The organism is Winogradskyella ludwigii (assembly GCF_013403985.1).
GTDB lineage: Bacteria > Bacteroidota > Bacteroidia > Flavobacteriales > Flavobacteriaceae > Winogradskyella > Winogradskyella ludwigii.
On the sequence record NZ_JABFDF010000001.1, the window covers coordinates 1,089,869 to 1,111,715 of the forward strand.

Sequence of the window (21,847 nt, forward strand, 5' to 3'; positions counted from 1 at the left end):
GCGCGTTTTTTGTTCCAAATATAAATTAACAAGTAGCGGAAAATTAATCATGAGCGACGCTTTAAAACATGAGTGCGGAATTGCACTTATCAGACTATTAAAACCTTTAGAATACTATAAAGAAAAGTATGGCAGTGCTTTTTATGGTGTTAATAAAATGTATTTAATGATGGAAAAACAGCACAACCGTGGACAAGACGGAGCTGGGTTTGCAAGTATTAAATTAGATACAGCACCTGGAGAAAGATACATTAGCCGTGTACGATCTATTGCGCAACAACCTATTCAGGATATTTTTGCTCAAATTAATGAACGTATTAACGAAGAGTTAACGACGCATCCAGAATACCAAGACGATGTTGCATTACAAAAAAAGAATATTCCATATATCGGTGAAGTGCTATTAGGTCATGTGCGTTATGGAACATTTGGAAAAAATAGTGTAGAAAGTGTTCATCCGTTTTTAAGACAAAACAATTGGATGCACAGAAACCTTATTGTTGCTGGTAATTTTAACATGACTAATGTTAATGAGCTATTTGATAATTTAATTGAAATAGGACAGCACCCAAAAGAAAAAGCCGACACTATTACTGTAATGGAAAAAATCGGTCACTTTTTAGATGATGCTGTTTCTAAAATTTACAAAGACCTTAAAAAAGAGGGATATAATAAAAACGAGTGCTCACCTTTAATAGCAGAGCGTTTAAAAGTGGGCAAAATATTAAAACATGCTGCAAAAAATTGGGACGGAGGTTATGCCATGGCAGGTTTGTTAGGTCACGGAGATTCTTTTGTATTAAGAGATCCTTCTGGAATTAGACCCGCTTATTATTATAAAGATGATGAAATTGTAGTTGTTGCATCAGAGCGTCCTGTAATACAAACTGTATTTAATGTACCATTTGAGGAGGTTAAAGAACTCGATCCTGGTCATGCTATAATTACAAAGAAATCTGGAGAAACTAAAATCAAGAAAATATTAGAACCATTAGAACGCAAAGCATGTTCTTTTGAACGTGTTTATTTTTCTAGAGGTAGTGATGCGGAAATTTATCAAGAACGAAAAATGTTAGGCCGCTTATTAATGCCTAAGGTACTTAAGGCGATTAATAACGACACTAAGAATAGTGTATTCTCCTATATTCCTAATACTGCAGAAACGTCATTTTTTGGGATGATTGAATCGGTTGAAGATCATCTTAACAAAAAGAAAACAGAATCTATTCTAAATGGAGATGGAAAATTATCTTCCGAAAAGGTAACGGAAATCCTATCGGAACGTCCAAGAATTGAAAAAATAGCCATTAAAGATGTAAAACTAAGAACCTTTATTACCGAAGATAGTAGTAGAGATGATTTGGTTGCTCACGTTTATGATGTTACCTATGGTGTTATAAAGCCAACAGACAATTTAGTTATCATTGATGACAGTATTGTGAGAGGTACAACACTTAAAAAGAGTATTATTAAAATGATGGACAGATTAAACCCAAAGAAAATTGTTGTGGTTTCCTCTGCTCCTCAAATACGTTATATCGATTGTTATGGTATAGACATGGCAAACCTTGAAACGCTTATTGCTTTTAAAGCTGCATTAGAATTATTAAAAGATAATAATCAATATCATATTGTAGAGGATATTTATAAGAAATGTATAGCGCAAGTTCAAATGAAGGATAAGAATATTATAAATTATGTAAAAGAGATCTATGCTAATTTTACAGACGAACAGATTTCAGATAAGATTTCAGAATTACTTGGAGGTGACGATATAAATGCTGAAGTTAAAATTATTTTTCAACCTGTTGAAAACCTACACAAAGCATGTCCTAAAAACTTAGGGGATTGGTATTTTACAGGAGATTACCCTACTGTTGGTGGTAATAGAGTAGTCAATAGAGCTTTTATTAATTTTTACGAAGGAAATAACGAACGTGCTTACTAATTGATACCTAAAAGACATATTATCCGATAAAATAAGTCTTTAGTCGGATTAAAATGTATTTAGTCCGATTTCTGATTCGTTTTAACAAATTAAATTTACATTGGTCTCACCATAACATAAGTAGGTTAAGTTCATGGTAGATTTGGGGCAAAAAAAGGTGAACATCTGTTCACCTTTTTTTATGCCCATAATTTAAATAGTGTTTTTAACTCTTGATTCCAACATAACGCTAAATCCTACTCTTATTCTTTTATAAATAAGCTTATTTCCACGTTTAGACTAATATATAGGTCGTTTGTCCAAAAAATTGAATAGTAACCTAATGTCCGCTTATATTTGAGTCACCATAACATAAGTAGGTTAAGTTTATGGTAGATTTGGGGCAAAAAGGGTGAACAACTGTTCATCCTTTTTCATTTTCTGTCGTTTAGTAAATGAAGTTATTTTACTAAATCTTAAGACAAGAAATTAAAAAAAACATTAACTTTTTATTACAAACCCATCAGGTTAAAACCTTTAGACAAATTAGCTTCTCTTTTTCTAATTCAATATGGTGCTCTACAATAATAGAACCTGAATTATAAATGGCTTCAACTAACCAAGAATTTCCATTGAAATAAGATCTTTTTACAACCGCTTTTAAATCCGATTTATCAACAATTTTAATGTGGTGAGCATAAACGATCCCATAAGGCTCGATCACATTAAATTCGCTAAAAAATGATGCAATTAATGGAAGCTTAGGATTTTTATATAAATTTTGAGGAGTGTCTTTAGCTATAATTTCCGACTCATTAAGGACTATAATTTGATCCGCAAATCCTAATACATCGTTTCTGTCATGAGTAGCAACGATACAAGCTATATTTTTAGCCTTTAAATAATTAAAAACATTGCGTCGCAATCCTTGCTTTTGAAAATTATCAATATGACTAAACGGCTCATCTAGCAACAAAATTTCGGGCTGCTTGGCTAAGGCTCTTGCAATAGCAACACGCTGTTTTTGGCCACCACTCAAAAGCTTTACTTTAGTGTTTGCAAACGCTTCAAGCTCTACAACCTCTATGAGTTCTTTTGTACGTTCTTGTTTCTCTACAGGATAAAAATTAGAAAGAAATTTACCAATATTTTCAGCTACTGTTGTAAAGGGCATTAAATCGAATTCCTGAGTTACGTATTTCATAAAATCGTAACCCACAACTAGGTTATATTTTGGACCGAGAATCTCTTCATCTTTCCAGAAAATGTTTCCTTGTTTTAAATCGTATTCCCCGTAAATAAGTTTTAATAAGGTACTTTTCCCAGAGCCACTTTCTCCTATAATGGCTAGATTTTCCCCTGCTTTAACTTTAAAGTCTATAGCTTTTAAAACCTTTGTTTTAGAATATCCGAAAGTGACGTTTTTTACTTGAAGCATCTTACAAAAATAAGGTTTCAAGAAAGATTTAGAATAAAAAAAACCGCTTGATTTCTCAAACGGTTTTTAAATATTTATAACCTAAGGTTATTTCTTAATAAACTTTCGTTTCATGATTTTACCTTCAGATTCTAATCTTAAAAAATAAACTCCACCTGTTAAACTTGAGACATCAATGGTATTCGATTTAAGCTTCATGCTAAGAACACGTCTTCCATTAATATCAAATACTGTTGCTATTTTACTGATAACATCTGCAGATGTCTTAATTGTAAGTATATCTTCAACTGGATTAGGATATATAGAAACATCTACTAAAGTTTCATCTATAACCTTTAACGCAGAACCTTCGGTGATAACATGCATAGTGTTAATCGCTGGATTTGCAATAAAATCTACGGTACCAGATGGCCAATAAATAGTAATGCTATTGATACTGGTTAATGCACCAATACCAAAATGGGTATTTAGTGAACTCATAAACTCAAAACCTTCTCCACTTCTAACATCTCTAATTTGAGTGCCGTTGGTTGTTTGTATTTCTACTCTAGCACCAATACCATTTATATTACTAATAGTACCTACAGTATTTATTTTTATCCAATTGTTAGAATTAGAATTATTAAGATGAATTTGACCATTACTAAACACATCTAAGAAACCATCATTATTAGCATCTCCAATCGCACCACTTGGTGGTATATTTTGTTCAATACCACTATCTGCATAATTTGTAAATGTAAAATCTCCATTATTAAATAAGATATTTCCATTACTCAATATATCGACATAACCATCGTTATCAAAATCTGCTGGAGCATTTTCTATACCCAATGATGCATCTAAAACTCCGGAACCAGCAGTTACATTAGTGAATGTACCATCTCCATTATTACGCATCAATTTAGAATCTCCATTTTCAGTACTACTTGCTCCTACATACACATCCATATCACCATCGTTATCAAAATCTGCCCATGCAGATGACCATGTTTGTATATTATCTCCTAAATTTGAAGAGTTATTATGACCTACTCCAGGATAATTAGTATTATACCAACCTGTATCTGCAACGTTTACAAAGACTCCGTTACCATCATTTCTCCATAATTCATCTGTACTAATTGTAGACGATCCACCACGACATTTGGCAATAAACATATCCATATCTCTATCATTATCATAATCTATCCAAACTGTTGCATAATTTCCTCCACCAGGAATTGTACCTATTCCATTTGGTGCTTCAGAACTAGGACCTTGATAAAAGGTTAAATTTCCAGAACCATCATTAATATAATACACATTTGCCTGAACATCGTGACATACAAAAGCGTCTAAATTCCCATCGTTATTAATATCTACAAAATTAGAACGCTGAGAGAATACATAATCCGATCCTGATATTTCGGTATAAGCTGTACCTGTGTTATTTGCTTTCATAAATGTAACCCCTGATCCACCTCCATATACAAGATCATTATATCCATTACGATCAAAATCACCTGCAGCTAAGCTCCAACTTGGTAAAAAATCTGCATTAGGTGTTGCTACATTACTCATGCTAAAGCCTCCAGAAGCTAATTGGTAATGAATATTTAAATTACTAGAACTAACAGAGACAATATCATCTAAAAAATCACCATTTAAATCTACAAGTGCGATATCGTACGAACCAGAAGTGCTTATTGGATTTGGTGTAAATGCTACAGGATAACTAGAAACATCTATTCCAGTTGTAAAACTTGCTGTAATCCAATTACTATTACCACCTCCATTACAATTTGCTCTAATATACACCTTATAATCTGTCATAGGAGAAAGCCCAGTAAAGCTATAAGACGCATTTACTGAAGTATTAAAGGTTGTTGGAACTCCGTCTGTAGCCAATTGTACTGCTACTTGCCATGACGTTTCAGATCCACCTGCACTCCAGTTAACCATTGCGCTTACTGCATTAATATTGCTCAACGAAACTGAACTTACATTTGGACAAGCAGGTGGAATAGAAGAACTAATTGAAGGAGAACTAACACAAAAACCCCAACCCCAAGACTCTAAATCTTCATATACTAAACGATATTTAAATCCGGTTAATTGTGCGATTGAAAAACCAGATATATTAAGTGGGTCACTCATATAGTCACTAGAAATAGCATTACAATAATCAACTGAACTTGTTGAATTAGCTATAAGTTCACTTCCCCAATTGGTCCATAAACTAGTATCACTATCCCAATATTGTAAGTACAATAATTGGTTAGCACCATTTGAGGTGTAAATATTCAAAACATAAGTAAAATCTACTATTATTTCATTTTCATTTGCATTGTAAGCATCAGAAAGATTAATAATGGGAGACTCCGTTGCTATAGTATTATTAGAACCACTTCCAGCATTGTCATCATCAAAAGAAAATGATGCACTAGACGCTGTAGGATCTTCGTATAAATAAGTTCCGTCATAGATTCCAGAAAGTACCCACTGACTATTAGGCCAATTTGCAGATTGATTTAATTGTTGTGCACTACTATGCGTACTATACAAAATAAATAGTATTGTAAAAAGTAATAGTCTTTTCATATTAATTATATTAATTACAGTTTATGTTTAGTGTGGTTATCCATTCTTCTATAAGTTGCACACCTTCTTCATGCACAATTGTACGTGCTAGTAAAGGCATTCTATTTGAGGGTTCAGTAGAGCTTAATCTAAAGTATAATACAGAATTTCTAGGATCACCAGGTTCTACAATATTACCAAGGCCAAATCCTAAATCCGTTTCTGCATCTACACAAACACCCATATTGGTAAAATCGCTTGTTTCAGAGTAATCAAAGCGCATTGGACGATAAGCACAATGTGTTTCATCTGAATGGCAATGCGCACAATTAATATCTAAATAGGCTCTTACTCGATTATCCAATGATTCACTAGTATCGTAATAGTCTGGCAATTTGCTAATTACATCTGGAAGCGTGTTTTCTAAATAACCAACACTAACTAACTTATCTAATTGATTTACAACACCATCGTTGTAAATATAGTTTAAATTTAAATTTCTAACCTTAGGACCTATAGGTTTTGCAACTTCCATCACTTTATGACACGTGTGACACTCTGCTCCTGAAGGAATTCTATATTGTACCGATTTTACTTCGCCATCCTGTTCCCATTGTAAATCTTTAAAACTTCCATTCATATCTAAATCTGCTTCAGACTGATCAGAATTCCACGCATAATTAGCAAATACCCAACCTTCTTGTTTTCTGATGATTAATCGGGTTTCTAAAATTTGGGTTGTGTTATTTGGAAGCACATTATCATAATAGAAATTCTTTATTAAAATGGTTCCAACAGGAAAATCTAAAAGTTCATTTTCATTTACAAATGATGCTTTGCTGTTATTTGGCATCCATATAAAACGTTTCTTTTTAGCATAATCGCTAAACAATGTTGAGTTTAATGTATAAGGAATTACACCATAGGTAGGTTCTAGGTTTTTTAGATCACCTTCAAAAAACTGATAATCGGATAAGGATGAGAATGGCATACTTTCTATATCATAAAGTACATTTGAACTTGAAGTAATTGTAATAGAAATTTCTTCGGTTTTGCAATCTCCTGAAGCATTACAAATTGTATATTCAAAATTATCTAAACCTATTTCGTTTGGGTTAGCGGTGTATTTAATATGATCATCGCTAGGATTATTGGGTGTATTATTAGTATTAATTATAGTTACAGTTCCTTTTGCAGGAAGACTCAAAGACAACTCACCAATGGAAGGAATATTTAAATCGTTTAAAAATATAAAGATCTCAATTTCTGAATTTTGGGTTATAGTTAAACTATCCGGATTGGTTTCAATAACTAAAGGCACTAAGCCATCATCTTCACCGCATGAAAACAAAAATAAAACTATTAGAAAGAGACTTAAGTACTTTTTTTTCATTTGCAATAATCTTGTACTATTAAATAAGACAGTTTAGGTCCTAAAATCCCTACCAAATATAAACGTTTTTTTAGACTCTTTTCTTTCAGTTATTTACAGCGTACATTTTTACTCCTAAAACGATTTGATTCAAACTAACTTTTCACTTTTTTTGTGTATTTAGTTGGTAATACATCTAAACCCATATTGTAAAGCGTAAACCCAAATACATCTGCGTATTCTTGAATAGTTTTACTAACAGGTGTACCTGCTCCATGACCAGCATTTGTTTCTATTCTTATAAGTGTTGGATGGTTACCCGTTTGCTTACTTTGCAACTCGGCGGCAAATTTAAAACTGTGCGCAGGCACTACTCTATCGTCATGATCTCCTGTAGTTACCAATGTTGCAGGATATTCAATTCCTTTTTTAATATTATGAACAGGTGAGTAACCTTTAAGGTAGTGAAACATTTCTTTGCTGTCCTCTGCAGTTCCATAATCATAAGCCCAACCAGCACCAGCAGTAAATGTATGATAACGCAACATATCTAAAACACCAACAGCTGGTAATGCTACCTTCATTAAGTCTGGACGTTGCGTCATTATTGCACCAACTAATAATCCACCATTAGAACCACCTCTTATAGCTAAGTAATCTGAAGATGTGTAGTGTTCTGAAATAAGGAAGTCTGCAGCGGCTATAAAATCGTCAAATACATTTTGCTTTTGAAATTTTGTCCCAGCATCGTGCCAAGCTTTTCCATATTCTCCACCACCTCTTAAGTTAGGTACAGCGTAGATACCACCTTGTTCCATCCAAACGGCATTTGCAATACTAAAACTTGGAGTTAAGCTAACATTGAATCCGCCATAACCATAGAGAATTGTTGGGTTTTTTCCGTTGCGCTCTAATCCTTTTTTGTGTGTAATTATCATGGGCACTTTAGTACCATCTTTAGAACTAAAAAACACCTGCTTACTTTGGTAAGCTTCAGGATTAAAATCAATATTTGGTTTTCTGTAGAGTTCTGAAACTCCTTTTTCTATATCATATTTATAGATACTTCCTGGAGTTACGTAATTGGTAAATGAATAATATAATTCTTTATCGTCTTTCTTAGCACTAAAACCACCAACACTTCCTACACCAGGTAATTTAACTTCTCTAATTAATTCACCATCATAATTGTACTGTAATACTTTGGAAACGGCATCTACCATATAATTGGCAAAAAAGTAACCACCTCCTGTTGAAGGACTCAATACATTTTTAGTTTCAGGAATAAAATCCACCCAATTTTCTGGACTTGGACTTGAGGCATCAACTGTTACAATTTTTTGATTTGGAGCATCCAAATTTGTCATAATGTATAGTTTAGAGCCAACATTTTCTATGATATTAGAATCAGAATTCGTGTGTCCTAATATTTCAACTAATGGAGCATTTTCAACTGTTAAATCTTTTATGTAAAGCTTGTTTCCTGAGGTTGAAACACGAGGAGTAATTACTAAATAATGATTATCTTCTGTAACACCTCCGTAAATGTATCGATGCTTTTCTGCTACTGTACCTCCATAAATTAATTGATCCTCAGATTGCTTTGTTCCTAATTTATGATAATAAACTTTATGCTGATCTGTTTTTGCAGACAATTCGCTACCTTTTGGTTTATCGTAGCTAGAGTAGTAAAAACCTTCGTTTTTAAACCAAGACATGCCACTAAATTTTATATCCACTAAAGTATCTTCTATGATTTCTTTAGTCTCGGTATTCATTATTAAGATCTTTCTCCAATCACTTCCTCCTTCAGAAATAGCATAAGCTAAGATTTTTCCATTTTTAGAAAAACTTATACCTCCTAAAGAAATAGTACCATCTTCTTTAAATGTATTAGGATCTAAAAATACTTGAGCTGTGCTTGGGTCGTCTCCTGTTTTATATCTATAAATGACATATTGATTTTGTAAACCATCATTTTTATAAAAGTAAGTGTAATCACCTTCCTTGAATGGAGATCCTATTTTTTCGTAATTCCAAAGTGTAGTAAGGCGTTCTTTTAACGCTTCTCTATATGGAATGTTCTTTAAATACTTATTTGTCGTTTCGTTTTGAGATTTAACCCAAGCTTCAGTTTCTTTGCTTCGATCGTCTTCTAACCAACGAAAAGGATCTGCTACAGATTGACCAAAATAATTATCAATTGTATCTGTTTTATTAGTTTTAGGGTAATCTACAGGAGTGGTTTTCATACTTTCAGTTTTACAAAACACAAAAATACTATAGTCCACCGGAAAGGCGTGATAACTTTTTGTAATTCGATTTTTTCAACATAATAAAACATTAAAAAAAAAGACTTTAGTTTTTTGACAAAATCAAAATCCTAAAGTCTTACTCTAATTTGAAAAAGCAATAGTTTTACTGCTCTTTTTTTAAATACTCTAAACCAAATACTTTAGATTTAAACTAACGCATTTTTAATAAGGTATTCTGCTATTTGAACCGTATTTGTGGCAGCACCTTTTCTAAGGTTATCACTTACAACCCACATATTTAAAGTATTAGGTTGTGAGCCATCTCGTCTTAAACGACCAACAAAAACATCATCTTTACCATGCGCATACATTGGCATTGGATACGAATTTGTCTCTAAATTATCTTGTATTGTAATACCATCTGTATCACTAAGAAGCTGTCTTACCTCAGCAATATTAAAATCATTTTCAAACTCTACATTGATAGCTTCACTATGGCCTCCTGCTGTTGGAATTCTTACTGCAGTTGCCGTTACAGCAATTGAAGGATCGCTTAATATTTTTTGAGTTTCATTTACCAATTTCATTTCTTCTTTGGTGTAACCATTCTCTTCAAAAACATCACAATGTGGAATAGCATTTTTATGAATTGGGTAAGGGTAAGCCATGTCACCTTCTTTACCTAAAATTTCATTTTCCATCTGCTCAACTGCTTTTACACCTGTACCAGAAACGGATTGATACGTAGAAACAACTATACGCTTAATTTTAAATTTTTTATGCAAAGGTGCTAATGCCATTACCATTTGGATGGTAGAGCAGTTTGGATTAGCTATAATTTTATCGGTTTTAGATAATTCATTCGCATTAATTTCTGGAACCACTAATTTTTTTGATCCATCCATTCTCCAAGCCGAAGAATTATCGATAACCGTAGTACCAACTTCTGCAAATTTTGGAGCCCATTCTAAAGATGTACTACCTCCTGCAGAAAAGAGTGCAATATCTGGTTTTGCTTCAATAGCAGTAGGAATACTAATAACCTCAATATCCTTGCCTTTAAACTTTATTTTTTTACCTACAGAGCGCTCTGAAGCTACTAATAATAATTCATCGACTGGGAAATTACGCTCTTCTAATATGTTAAGCATTACATTTCCTACTAAACCTGTTGCACCTACAATTGCTACTTTCATTTGTTTCTATTTATTGTTGTTCGAAATTTAAACCCGTAAAACCGTCATTAAAAACGATTTGGTTGACGGTCATAAATTTAAAGTTTACAAAATTATATTATTTCCTTACTAAATTAGTTAATAGAACCTTAAACATGTGATAAAAATTATAGGCTTCAATTATTAATTTAACAATTATTTACCCTAAAAAGAAAACCCAGACTTTTCAGTCTGGGTTTAATTAAAAATTATAGTGTAGCGATAACGCTATACGTATGTTATTTATTTAATGAATCTCTAATCTCTTTTAAGATATCAAGTTCAGATGGTCCTGCAGGAGCAGCTGGAGCTGGCTCATCTTTTTTCTTCATGTTATTAACACCTTTAACAACAAGAAACATTACAAATGCTACAATGATAAAGTCGATAACATTAGTTAAAAATGTTCCGTATTCTAAGAAAACATCTCCAACAACTTCACCAGCATCATTTAATGTACCTTCTTTTAATTGGTATCTTAGTGCTTTGAAATCGGAATCGAAGATCATACCAATTAATGGCGATACAATACCTCCTGTAAATGCAGTAACTACTTCTTTGAAAGCAGCACCCATTACAAAACCAACTGCAATGTCTACAAGGTTGCCCTTCATTGCAAATTCTTTAAATTCTTTTAACATAATTCTGTATTTTTAATAGTTAGTTAATGTGTTAGTAAGACACTAAGTTAATTAAAAAAGTCACATCATAATTAAAAAGGTCTTTTTTAAGGTTTAAAGACACGTTTTATACGTTGTGATATGGCGGTCAATATTTCATAAGAAATTGTTCCTGCAGATTCTGCAATTGTGCTTGCAACATTGGTAGAGTCAAAAATGACAACCTCATCTCCTTCTTTACAATCAATATTAGTAACATTCACCATTATCATATCCATACATACATTTCCAATGATATATGCTTTTTTTCCATTAATAATGACATAACCTTTTTCGTTACCATAAATACGACTAATACCATCTGCGTGACCAATAGGAATGGTTGCCGTTCTTTCAAAACCTTTAGATATGTAAGCTCTGTTATAACCAACAGTTTCATCTTTTTCAATGTTATGAATTTGAGAAATCACAGATTTTAAACTGGCTATTGGTTTTAGGTTTTTATCTTCCTTATCAGAGTTTCCAAATCCATAAAGTCCAATCCCACTTCTAACCATATCAAAATGCGCTTCAGGATAATTAAGAATTCCTGACGTATTACAAAGGTGCAACCAAGGCTTATAACCTATTTGATCTTTAAATTTTTCAGCAATAGCTCTAAAACGATTAATTTGAAGGTTACTAAAATCTAATTCGTTAGCATCTTCACTAGCTGCTAAATGCGAAAGTAAAGACTTAGCTATAATTGAGTTTGTATTTTTTAGTTTAGAAACAATAGTGTCTATATCATTTTCTTTAAAACCGAGTCTATTTAAACCTGTATTAAATTTGATATGAATTGGATAATTCTTCTGTGATAGTGTTTCTGCTGTTTTTATAAATTCAGTTAACACATTTGCATTATAAATACTTGGCTCCAAGCAACGCTCTATAAGCGTTTTAAAATTTACGGGCTGCGTATGAAGTACAATAATAGGAGTTGTAATTCCGGCATCTCTTAAAGCAACACCTTCATTAGTATACGCGACTGCAAAATAATCTACGTTAAGCGTTTCTAGATGTTTTGCAACTGCTACAGAATCGCTTCCGTAAGCAAACGCTTTAACAACCGCTAAAAATTTAGTGTCTGGTTGTAATTTAGATTTTAAATAGTTGAAATTATGTGTAAGTGCACTAAAATCAATTTCGAGAACAGTTTCTTGAGCTTTAGACATTAGGTATTTTATTCTTTAGAGTCTATTTCTTTAGCATCACTTACTTTTAACTGCCTTAGCTTATCTCTTTGTATACTTTTAAAATAAGCTGCTCTACTTAAAGGTTCGTACTCATCTACTTCACCAAGTAAAACCAACTCGTCGCTTAAAGTTTTTCTATGGCTGTATTGTGCTAAATTTCCTGTTTTTGTACAAACGGCATGTACTTTGGTAACATATTCTGCAGTTGCCATAAGGTATGGCATTGGACCAAACGGATTGCCTTTAAAATCCATATCTAATCCTGCAACAATAACACGCACACCTTTATTAGCTAAATCGTTACAAACACGTACAATCTCGTCGTCAAAAAATTGAGCTTCGTCAATACCAACTACGTCACAACCATCTGCTAAAATTGGAATATTAGCAGCAGCAGGCACTGGAGTCGATCGGATTTCATTAGCGTCATGAGAAACTACCATCTCTTCGTCGTAACGTACATCTACAGAAGGCTTAAAAATTTCCACCTTTTGTTTTGCAAATTGCGCGCGTTTTAATCGTCTAATTAACTCTTCGGTCTTACCGGAGAACATAGATCCGCAGATGACTTCAATCCACCCAAATTGTTCTTTCTGATTTACTGTATTTTCGAGAAACATTTTGTAATTTTAGCACTAAATCGAAGCTAGTCTTCGTTTTTATAAAGGTCATGCAAATTTATTAAAAATCAAAAGTAAAATTCAGGAAAAGATGAAAAAGAAATTAGAATCAGAATTAGTTAGTATTGCACACAGGATTCTAAAACTAACAGGACGAGAAGATGTAGTACAATTACATAAAGAAGTTTCTGAACTTTACGAAAAACTGACCATTTTAAAGTTCGCTCAAGATAATTTTGAAGATAAAATGCCAACCATTGGTCATGACTCTTCATTTTTTGGAATGTTAGATACAGCTTTCAATAATAAAGTAAGCGACAATGTAGAAGTTGAAGATAGAACTTACATAAATTTAGATGAGGTTGAAGACGATGGCATCATGGAGCCTGTGATGACCAAAATTAAGGATATGTTTGAACACATGCCCAAAGAACCAGAACCTGAAGAGCCTATTTTAGAAAAAATAACACCCAAAGAAGTAGAAATTCCTGCTGCTATAGAATTTGAAACCATTACGTCTGGTTTTGAAAAGATCCCTGAATTTGAACCGATTGAAGATGCACAAAAACGCGAAGAAGCATCAGAAAAAAAATCTCTAAACGATAAGCTAAAAGGCAAACGTTTAAATATTGGACTTAATGATAAATTAGCATTTATAAAGCATTTATTTGAAGGACAAAACGAAGATTACGATCGTGTAATTTCTCAAATTAATACAACGAATTCTTTAGAAGAAGCCCAAAAATTAATTTTAGAATACGTAAAACCAGATTATAACGATTGGAAAGGCAAAGAAGAATATGAAGCGCGATTTATGGAAATAGTTGAAGGGAAATTTAATTAATAATTTAAATAAACATAACCTATCAATGGTTTATTAAAACCGTTGATTTCAAGCACATAAAAATAAGTTCCAACAGGTAATAAACCCGAGCTTTTTAAAAGTCCCATATTAGCTTTACCATCCCAAGTATTCAAATAGCTTTTGGCTTCATAAATTTGTGTGCCATAACGATTGTATATTTTAAATGTGTTTTCCGGATAGTCTTCTATACACGGAATACTTAACACATCATTGCTACCATCATTATTTGGTGAAATACCTTCAGGAATTGTTAAACAATTAGAAATTTCTACGGTTGCATCGTCTTCATTATTTGTAGCATCTCTATCTACTTCATTAACACTATTCAATAGTGCAACATTAGTTAAATCGTCAGAAGAAACAACACGTGCTGTTAAGACTAAAGTTTCCGATGTATTGGCATCCAGACTTGGGATATTCCAACTTAAATTAATAGCATCAAAAACACCAAAACTTACGGTTGCCGAAACATATTGAAAACCTTGAGGTAAAGCATCTACAACTTCAATTAATGTCGCTGTTGTAGTCCCTAAATTAGTTGCTAAAACGGTAAACTCAACATTTTGACCATAAGCAGCTTCACTAGGCATAACGGTTTTAATAATCTCAATATCCACATCAGACGTATCAGTAGTAACGTTTAACGTGGCATTAGTTTGAGACGTATCTATATTATTGTTATTAGAGAAATTCTGAAAATTATTAAGATATGTTCCTGCATTAGCCACAGTAACTAAAACAGAAAATGTACAACTTTCTACACCATCAGGGAAAACTAAGTTTTCTATACCAACAAAGGCATCTCCAGCAGCACCTACAAATGTGGCTGTACAACCATTAGATACTATCCACATTGGAGTACTCGAAAGCAACAAACCCATTGGTAAATTATCCGTAAATGAAATATTACTTTGTATAGGATTAGAAGCAACATTAAAAACTGTAAAGGTTAATTCACTTTGGCCTCCTTCAACAATCGTATCTGGAGTAAATGATTTCTGTAAAACAGGTGCAATAACCTGAACACTATTAATTGAAATATTAGATTCTGGCGTTAGTTCCTGATTGCTAGTAGCATCAGGAATAGCTTCTGCAATATTATTAAAAGCACCTCCAACACTTGGAGCTGTTACAGGAATACTAATCCTAACTGTAGAGCCAGCATCCATTATTGGAATTATTCCGGTTATAAAATTACCAACAATACTAAAATTAGTAATACATGTTGCATTACCCGAAGTTACCATACATGTTGGATTGCCTACAATGGTAAACATAGGATTTAATGTGTTTTCTAAAACAACATTTACAGCATTAGAACTTGCGGTACTATTGCTAATATCTACTATCCAATTAAAAGGTTGGTTAATATCAACTTGGGAGAATTCTGGATACGTTTGTACCACCAAATCTAAACAAGGAGCAAAATAGGTATTTACTGAAGCCGTATTGTTTTCAAGATTACTGTCCTCTAAACCATTAGTAAAACCAACCGTTACCATATTAGTTCCTATGATAGCACCTGAAGAACATGTGGGCAACCAATCTACAGTAACACTAAAACTTACTGAGCTATTTGCTGGTAATTCCCAATTTTCATCGGATGTAATTTCCCAGAAATTATCATAACCTCCGTTATCTGATATTCCGTTTAATGTCTCACCAACATTAGCATTCTCAATGGCATAACATACCGCTGTTCCTGTTGTTTCTATACACTCAACACTTACCAACGTGCCATACATTAAAGGGTTAGAACTCCCAGGATTAGGAAGATAATCTTGCAATTCAATACTAGCATCTTCTTCACTAGAATTTGTAACCGTAATCTCATAACTTACTAAACCCCATGCGGCAGTATTTTGCAGAGAACTTCCATTAGGCAATTCAGGACTCGTTTGGATTTTAGTAACCTGTAAATCTATTGGATCTTCAACTGGACATGGATCTACAGACGGAAAACTAAGCAAATTTGAAAAATAATTATCATCAGGATTAGAGTCTACTAATTGGCTATCTAAAATATTAGTTGCACTACGTATTAAAGCTTGAACTTCATTTATACTCGTACTACACTCTGGCTCCATATAACTTACAACTGTTTCAATAGTGATAGTAGTATTAGCTTCTAAATAAAAATCACTACTTACCCAAATTTGTCCATTATTAGATATTCCAAAATCGCTACAAGCCACAGGACCTGTAGTTCCTATACAATTAACAGAACTGATTGTCCAAGTTAACGGAGATAAATTCTGAAAAAAGAAACGCATAGGTGTTCCTGCTGGTCCATTATTACAAACTGTAGTTAAAAACGTAATGTCTTGTCCATAATCTAAGCTTACGGAAATATCTGGATTCGTCTGAACCGTCGCTATACAAAGGTCCGTTTCAGGACAAGCATCTGCTAAAAGCAAATCTGTAGTAACGCTATTTGAAGAAACAGAAGTTGTATTTCCTGTATTTAACTCAACACTAATTACACTATCTACAGCTATTGGCATTGGGTCTGAAGAACAAGAAAAATTGGTATATCTGTAAACCATTTCAAAAGTGATACTTCCTCCAGCCGTTATTTCTAAAGCTGTTCCGTAGGCAAATAACAAATTGGAATTATTAACAACTGATGACACTCCTGTAAAACCATTTAAATCCGGACACAAAGTTCCGTTGGTCGTTTCAATACAATTGAGAGAGATAAACTCAGCAAAAGGTTGACCATTTTCTAGAGGTGAACCTAAGCTTAAATTACCTCTGATTATTGAAACAGGATAATCAATAGGACTATTATTAGTAATTACAAATTGATAAGTTACCTCATCTCCCCATGCATTAATCGCTGTTCCTTCATTGGGTTGAATTTGAGAATGTGTCACAGAAAAATCAACCTCAATATCTAATACATCTATAGATATTATAGATTGATTATTACTCATATTTATATCTTGAGTTGTAGATGGTGGACTCACAGTTCCATTAGCAGTAATACCACCTACACTTGTTGGCGAAGTCACTAAAACAAGTAATTCTACACTTGAGTTATTGGGCATTGTAGCAATTGAAGCTGCTAAAACATTACCCATTACAGAGATATTAGAAATGTCTGAAGCACCAACACTGCTATTTTGAGAATTATATGAAATGATCGCTAAATCTGGATCAAAATTTATAGAAATAGCGACATCGTCAACAGCATTTCCGGAATTTAAAACCGTAACTACATATTGAAAATCTTCATAAACATTTATTTGTGAGATTGCTGTACCTCCCAAATCCTGGGCCTCAATAACAATAGATAAATCTGTGGTTTGACTATGGACTTGTAAACAGAAAAAAAATAAAAACAATAAGCGGAATTGTTTTCCAATCATAAAATGGTGGTTTTGATTAATTCAATTTATCAAGTGAAATCTCAATTATATAACAGGTAAACGCCAAATTCCCCTACCAAATCCTTTAACTTTATATAAAGACGTCAAATATTACAATTGGTTGCGTTAAGATATAGAAAAGATTGTAAATTTGGTTTTAAGTACGTTAGAAATATGAAGTTATACCTAGTCCCAACACCAATAGGAAATTTAAAAGACATTACATTTAGAGCAGTTGATGTTCTAAAAGAAGTGGATTTAATCTTAGCCGAAGACACCAGAACTTCAGGAAAACTTTTGAAGCATTTTGAAATCACCACCCAAATGCAAAGCCATCATATGCATAACGAGCATAAAACGGTGAATCATTTAATAGAAAAATTAAAAGCAGGATTAACCATTGCTGTAATTAGCGATGCTGGTACTCCTGCCATTTCTGATCCTGGTTTTTTATTAGTTAGAGCCTGTGTAGAACATAATATTGAAGTCGATTGTTTACCAGGAGCAACAGCTTTTGTACCTGCTTTAGTAAATAGCGGTTTACCTAATGACAAGTTTGTATTCGAAGGGTTTTTACCTGTTAAAAAAGGAAGACAAACCAGATTGTTATTACTAGCAGAAGAAACAAGAACCATCATTTTTTATGAAAGTCCACACAAGCTAATAAAAACATTAGGTCATTTCTGTGAGTATTTTGGAGAAGACAGACCTGTTTCTGTATCCAGAGAAATTACGAAACTTTACGAAGAAACCATTAGAGGAACTGCAAAAGAGGTTTTAGAACATTATACTAATAAACCACCAAAAGGTGAAATTGTCATAGTCGTTGGAGGAAAACATAAATAAAATATGAGTTTAGAAGATTTTTTAATCAAGCTTAAAACTAATCCAAAACAGATTAATTTTTCTGAGACCATGGCTATAATTGAAACCTATTACCAATTTACACCAGTAGCTTTCACCAATGGAACCTTAGAAAATACTGAAGAACAAAATTCTGGATCTTGTAAGCTATTTGCCTTTGCAATAGACCAAAAACTAACAGAAGAAGAAACTTTAGCGTGTTTTGGAACCCATTACTTTGATGATGTATTAACCAATCCAAATGAAACAGGACATCAAAATATTAGAAATTTTATAAAGACAGGTTTTAAAGGATTACATTTTGAAACCTTTCCGTTAAATAAAAAATAATATTAGATATTTCGTATTTGGGTTAAGCTTTAAACCTACTGCATCATTTCTTTTCAATCATATTTCATAATTTTCTATTTCAAATTAGAAAAAGCATGGAAAGTAAAAAGAAACATTATGACATTTTTGTAATTGGCAGTGGAATTGCAGGTCAGACTGCTGCCAAAGCAGCTGTTGCAGCAGGATTATCAGTTGCTATTTCAGATAATCGTGAATTTGGAGGTACGTGCGCTACAAGAGGTTGCGATCCAAAAAAGGTATTGATGCAGTTTGCAGACTTAGTGCAACACTCTAATCAACTTAAAAAATTAGGTATTTCTAAATCGCCAAAAATTAACTGGAAAGCCGTTCAGAAATTCAAAGCGTCATTTACAAAATCTATTCCTGCTTCAACCGAAAATAATTTAATGGATTTAGGCATTGACCTCTATCATCAATCCCCAAAATTCATAAGTCCTAATGAAATTACAGTCGAAGGCAAAACTGTTTCAGCAGATAAATTTGTAATTGCTACAGGATATGTACCAAGAACATTAAAGGTTAAAGGTTCTGACTTATTAAAAACTAGCGATGACATTCTTAACTTGAAAAAAATCCCCGATTCTGCTATATTCATTGGTTCTGGTTATGTAGGTATGGAATTCTGTTACATGCTTTCTACAATGGGTTGTAAGGTCACAATGGTTGACGTTGGAGACAGAGCACTCACACAATTTGATTCTTTTTTAGTTGAAAAGCTAACTGAAGTTTTAGAAAATAATGGAGTAAAATTTATGTTTAATACCAAACCTATCGCTGTTGAAAAATTAAAGAAAAACCTAAAGCTAACGTATGAAAACCAAGGAAAAACAAAATCGATAAAAGCTCGAAAAATTTTCAATACAGCAGGTCGTGTTCCTGCAACAGAAATGTTAGGTTTAGAAAATGCCAATATAAAAGCAGATGAATCTGGAATTTTGGTCAACGATTTTATGCAAAGTATAAGTCATAAAAATGTGTATGCCTGTGGAGATGTATCTAGTAAATCTTTACCATTAACACCACTTTCTGGTCTGCAAGGTTATATAGCAGGTCACAATATTATTAAGGAGAATTCTAAAGCTTTTGAAAACCCTTTAGTGCCTTCTGTAGTTTTTACCAAACCACAATTAGCAAATGTTGGGTACTCTGAAGAAGACGCAAAAAGCAGGTATAAAAACGTAACTATATATAAAGGAGAGGCTACTGATTGGTACAATGCCAAAAAAGAAAATGCAGAAGCTTATGCTTATAAAATTATAGTTAATAAACGTACTCAAAAAATAGTAGGTGCAAGCTTACTAAGCAATCAAGCCAATGAAAATATTAATATGTTTGCAATGGCCATAAATAATGGTTTAACGGTTAGCGATTTTAAAAAACAGATATTTACATACCCTTCTTATACTAATGATTTAAAAAGTATGATGAAAGATGAACAATAAAAAATGGAAAACTTACTGCACAACATAAGCCAATGCACCATTTGTAAAGCGCATTTACCGTTAGGTCCAAGACCAGTTGCTACAGCACATATAAATTCTAAAATTGTAATTATTGGTCAAGCACCAGGAACAAAAGTTCACGAATCTGGAATTCCTTGGGATGATCAAAGCGGAAAAAAATTAAGAACATGGCTCAATGTTACTAACGAGCAATTTTATAACACAGAAAATTTTGCGATTATCCCAATGAGCTTTTGTTATCCTGGAAAAGCGAAAACAGGAGATTTACCACCAAGACCTGAATGTGCACCACAGTGGCACGATGCCTTATTAGATAAAATGCCAAAGGTTGAATTAATTATTTTAATTGGCGCCTACGCACAGAAATACTATTTAAAAGAGAAAGCAAAACGAACATTAACAGAAACCGTTGGAGATTATAAAGACTATTTACCAACCTATTTTCCGATTCCACATCCATCACCAACCAATCGGTTTTGGAGAAGTAAAAATCCTTGGTTTGAGGAATTGGTAGTCCCTGAATTGCAGAAGAAGGTAAATTCATTACTTCCATAGTTTTGGAAAAGTAATTTTTGTTTTAGTATTCTTAATAAAGCTTTCCAAGTCTTTAATATCAGCCTCTAGATATAGATTTCTTAAAAAAATAATTTGTAAAATTTTTCCAATTCCCAATCTATCTATGATCACTGCTATTGCTATTAATATTAAATATCGTTCCATATTCCCTTCAATTTTAAGATAAATTAAATCTGTCATTTTATATCAGAATTGATATGGTTTGACCACTTATCTATATAACGGAAATACAGTTTTTTTGTAAGGATTTCATTCTAACTTTTTTTTCAAAAAAAACAAAACCTCACTATTTCTAGTGAGGTCATTTATAAAATCTTGTGCTTTTATTTTAATTAAACAAGTTAAAATATTTCAAACCGTCTTGCGGATTAGCCTTTACATCAACACGTTTTATTTCTTTACCATCCTCATTTAATTCAAGTATAAACATGGTATCATTTTCTTCAACACGTTGTAAGTACAAGTGAGTTGTACCATCTTCATTATAAAATTTTACAGTTTCATAATTATCATAATTAGATGATACCATTTCAGAATAGATTTTCCCTTCAACAATTTTTTGCGTTATTGTTCTACTGTCTTTTATAAAACGTTGAGACACTATGTGCCCTAACAAATTAAAATTTTGCGTTTCTATAGGTTCTCCGTCTTCAATTTTTGATTCCGATTGTATTTTTCCATTATCAAAATAAGAATATTGACTACCCACTAAGATATCATTATTATAGCTACTCTTTTTGTTTAGAACTCCATCAATGTAATACATCAACTCATCACCATGTCTTTTACCATTAAAATATTTTGTGTGAGAAAACATTTCTCCATTGGGATGAAAAACAATATAATCACCATTTAACACCCCTTCTTTAAATTCAAACTCCTCCCATTTAGACATTTTATCTCCTACGACATAGTAGCCATCCATAAATTCTCTCGTCTTATTCAGTATATAATAATCTATTCCATTATAGTTATTAATTGTGTAAGCACCTCTTTCTATAAAAGTGAAAGAATCATCATTCTTATCCTTTTCAGAAGACTTACAGCCAAATAGCAATAATGAATTTATTAAGATTAAGAGTGTGAATTTTAAAAATTTCATTGTCAATTTTAT

Annotated in this window: 16 protein-coding genes; 6 read left to right on the forward strand and 10 right to left on the reverse strand. The window is 32.7% G+C overall.

Annotation, left to right across the window (positions count from 1 at the left end; translation table 11 throughout):
* The first annotated feature begins 49 nt into the window (after positions 1-49).
* The gene (locus tag HM981_RS04545; RefSeq protein WP_179337386.1) at positions 50-1,948 is read left to right on the forward strand and encodes an amidophosphoribosyltransferase; all 1,899 of its coding nucleotides are present in this window, start codon (positions 50-52) and stop codon (positions 1,946-1,948) included.
* 502 nt (positions 1,949-2,450) lie between these two features.
* On the opposite strand, the gene HM981_RS04550 is transcribed toward HM981_RS04545, so the two are convergent.
* The 8 genes from HM981_RS04550 to HM981_RS04585 form a co-directional block, all read right to left on the reverse strand.
* Positions 2,451-3,365 carry an ABC transporter ATP-binding protein gene (locus tag HM981_RS04550; RefSeq protein WP_179337387.1) on the reverse strand — a complete coding sequence of 305 codons (915 nt, stop codon included), beginning with the start codon at positions 3,363-3,365 and terminating at the stop codon, positions 2,451-2,453.
* A gap of 87 nt (positions 3,366-3,452) precedes the next feature.
* The gene (locus tag HM981_RS04555; protein ID WP_179337388.1) at positions 3,453-5,948 is read right to left on the reverse strand and encodes an FG-GAP-like repeat-containing protein; all 2,496 of its coding nucleotides are present in this window, start codon (positions 5,946-5,948) and stop codon (positions 3,453-3,455) included.
* Between the two features lie 10 nt (positions 5,949-5,958).
* A complete protein-coding gene (locus HM981_RS04560) occupies positions 5,959-7,320 on the reverse strand; it encodes an Ig-like domain-containing protein (RefSeq protein ID WP_179337389.1) in 1,362 nt (453 codons plus the stop codon).
* Between the two features lie 134 nt (positions 7,321-7,454).
* Positions 7,455-9,551 carry a prolyl oligopeptidase family serine peptidase gene (locus HM981_RS04565; protein ID WP_179337390.1) on the reverse strand — a complete coding sequence of 699 codons (2,097 nt, stop codon included), beginning with the start codon at positions 9,549-9,551 and terminating at the stop codon, positions 7,455-7,457.
* A 209-nt stretch (positions 9,552-9,760) separates the two neighbouring features.
* Positions 9,761-10,750 (reverse strand): aspartate-semialdehyde dehydrogenase, encoded by a 990-nt coding sequence (locus HM981_RS04570; RefSeq protein ID WP_179337391.1) that lies wholly within the window; start codon positions 10,748-10,750, stop codon positions 9,761-9,763.
* A gap of 257 nt (positions 10,751-11,007) precedes the next feature.
* Positions 11,008-11,409 carry a large conductance mechanosensitive channel protein MscL gene (gene mscL / locus HM981_RS04575; protein ID WP_179337392.1) on the reverse strand — a complete coding sequence of 134 codons (402 nt, stop codon included), beginning with the start codon at positions 11,407-11,409 and terminating at the stop codon, positions 11,008-11,010.
* Positions 11,410-11,495: 86 nt separating this feature from the next.
* The gene (gene alr / locus HM981_RS04580) at positions 11,496-12,602 is read right to left on the reverse strand and encodes an alanine racemase (protein ID WP_179337393.1); all 1,107 of its coding nucleotides are present in this window, start codon (positions 12,600-12,602) and stop codon (positions 11,496-11,498) included.
* Between the two features lie 8 nt (positions 12,603-12,610).
* A complete protein-coding gene (locus HM981_RS04585) occupies positions 12,611-13,243 on the reverse strand; it encodes a thymidine kinase (RefSeq protein ID WP_179337394.1) in 633 nt (210 codons plus the stop codon).
* A 91-nt stretch (positions 13,244-13,334) separates the two neighbouring features.
* Between HM981_RS04585 and HM981_RS04590 the strand changes: the two genes are divergently transcribed.
* The gene (locus HM981_RS04590; RefSeq protein ID WP_179337395.1) at positions 13,335-14,087 is read left to right on the forward strand and encodes a hypothetical protein; all 753 of its coding nucleotides are present in this window, start codon (positions 13,335-13,337) and stop codon (positions 14,085-14,087) included.
* On the opposite strand, the gene HM981_RS04595 is transcribed toward HM981_RS04590, so the two are convergent.
* Complete coding sequence (locus HM981_RS04595; protein ID WP_179337396.1) at positions 14,084-17,479, reverse strand: DUF7933 domain-containing protein; 3,396 nt, start codon at positions 17,477-17,479, stop codon at positions 14,084-14,086. The two genes, HM981_RS04590 and HM981_RS04595, sit on opposite strands and share 4 nt — an antisense overlap.
* A 174-nt stretch (positions 17,480-17,653) precedes the next feature.
* Between HM981_RS04595 and rsmI the strand changes: the two genes are divergently transcribed.
* From rsmI to HM981_RS04615, 4 genes are all read left to right on the forward strand, one after another.
* A complete protein-coding gene (rsmI, locus tag HM981_RS04600) occupies positions 17,654-18,325 on the forward strand; it encodes a 16S rRNA (cytidine(1402)-2'-O)-methyltransferase (protein ID WP_179337397.1) in 672 nt (223 codons plus the stop codon).
* 3 nt (positions 18,326-18,328) lie between these two features.
* Positions 18,329-18,673: a HopJ type III effector protein gene (locus HM981_RS04605; protein ID WP_179337398.1), complete on the forward strand. Its 345-nt coding sequence runs from the start codon at positions 18,329-18,331 to the stop codon at positions 18,671-18,673.
* 95 nt (positions 18,674-18,768) lie between these two features.
* Positions 18,769-20,136 (forward strand): dihydrolipoyl dehydrogenase family protein, encoded by a 1,368-nt coding sequence (locus HM981_RS04610; protein WP_179337399.1) that lies wholly within the window; start codon positions 18,769-18,771, stop codon positions 20,134-20,136.
* Positions 20,137-20,139: 3 nt separating this feature from the next.
* The gene (locus HM981_RS04615; RefSeq protein ID WP_179337400.1) at positions 20,140-20,712 is read left to right on the forward strand and encodes a uracil-DNA glycosylase family protein; all 573 of its coding nucleotides are present in this window, start codon (positions 20,140-20,142) and stop codon (positions 20,710-20,712) included.
* Between the two features lie 349 nt (positions 20,713-21,061).
* Here HM981_RS04615 and HM981_RS04620 read toward each other — a convergent pair whose 3' ends face one another.
* Positions 21,062-21,835 (reverse strand): toxin-antitoxin system YwqK family antitoxin, encoded by a 774-nt coding sequence (locus HM981_RS04620; protein WP_179337401.1) that lies wholly within the window; start codon positions 21,833-21,835, stop codon positions 21,062-21,064.
* Between the last annotated feature and the right edge of the window lie 12 nt (positions 21,836-21,847).

Bases quoted from the DNA above. Each gene is read 5' to 3' on its own strand.
- HM981_RS04595 (WP_179337396.1), bottom strand. From the start codon at position 17,479: ATGATTGGAAAACAATTCCGCTTATTGTTTTTATTTTTTTTCTGTTTA.
- HM981_RS04545 (WP_179337386.1), top strand. From the start codon at position 50: ATGAGCGACGCTTTAAAACATGAGTGCGGAATTGCACTTATCAGACTA.
- HM981_RS04620 (WP_179337401.1), bottom strand. From the start codon at position 21,835: ATGAAATTTTTAAAATTCACACTCTTAATCTTAATAAATTCATTATTG.
- HM981_RS04605 (WP_179337398.1), top strand. From the start codon at position 18,329: ATGAGTTTAGAAGATTTTTTAATCAAGCTTAAAACTAATCCAAAACAG.
- rsmI (WP_179337397.1), top strand. From the start codon at position 17,654: ATGAAGTTATACCTAGTCCCAACACCAATAGGAAATTTAAAAGACATT.
- HM981_RS04565 (WP_179337390.1), bottom strand. From the start codon at position 9,551: ATGAAAACCACTCCTGTAGATTACCCTAAAACTAATAAAACAGATACA.
- HM981_RS04550 (WP_179337387.1), bottom strand. From the start codon at position 3,365: ATGCTTCAAGTAAAAAACGTCACTTTCGGATATTCTAAAACAAAGGTT.
- HM981_RS04590 (WP_179337395.1), top strand. From the start codon at position 13,335: ATGAAAAAGAAATTAGAATCAGAATTAGTTAGTATTGCACACAGGATT.
- HM981_RS04570 (WP_179337391.1), bottom strand. From the start codon at position 10,750: ATGAAAGTAGCAATTGTAGGTGCAACAGGTTTAGTAGGAAATGTAATG.
- HM981_RS04555 (WP_179337388.1), bottom strand. From the start codon at position 5,948: ATGAAAAGACTATTACTTTTTACAATACTATTTATTTTGTATAGTACG.
- alr (WP_179337393.1), bottom strand. From the start codon at position 12,602: ATGTCTAAAGCTCAAGAAACTGTTCTCGAAATTGATTTTAGTGCACTT.
- HM981_RS04610 (WP_179337399.1), top strand. From the start codon at position 18,769: ATGGAAAGTAAAAAGAAACATTATGACATTTTTGTAATTGGCAGTGGA.
- HM981_RS04560 (WP_179337389.1), bottom strand. From the start codon at position 7,320: ATGAAAAAAAAGTACTTAAGTCTCTTTCTAATAGTTTTATTTTTGTTT.
- HM981_RS04615 (WP_179337400.1), top strand. From the start codon at position 20,140: ATGGAAAACTTACTGCACAACATAAGCCAATGCACCATTTGTAAAGCG.
- HM981_RS04585 (WP_179337394.1), bottom strand. From the start codon at position 13,243: ATGTTTCTCGAAAATACAGTAAATCAGAAAGAACAATTTGGGTGGATT.
- mscL (WP_179337392.1), bottom strand. From the start codon at position 11,409: ATGTTAAAAGAATTTAAAGAATTTGCAATGAAGGGCAACCTTGTAGAC.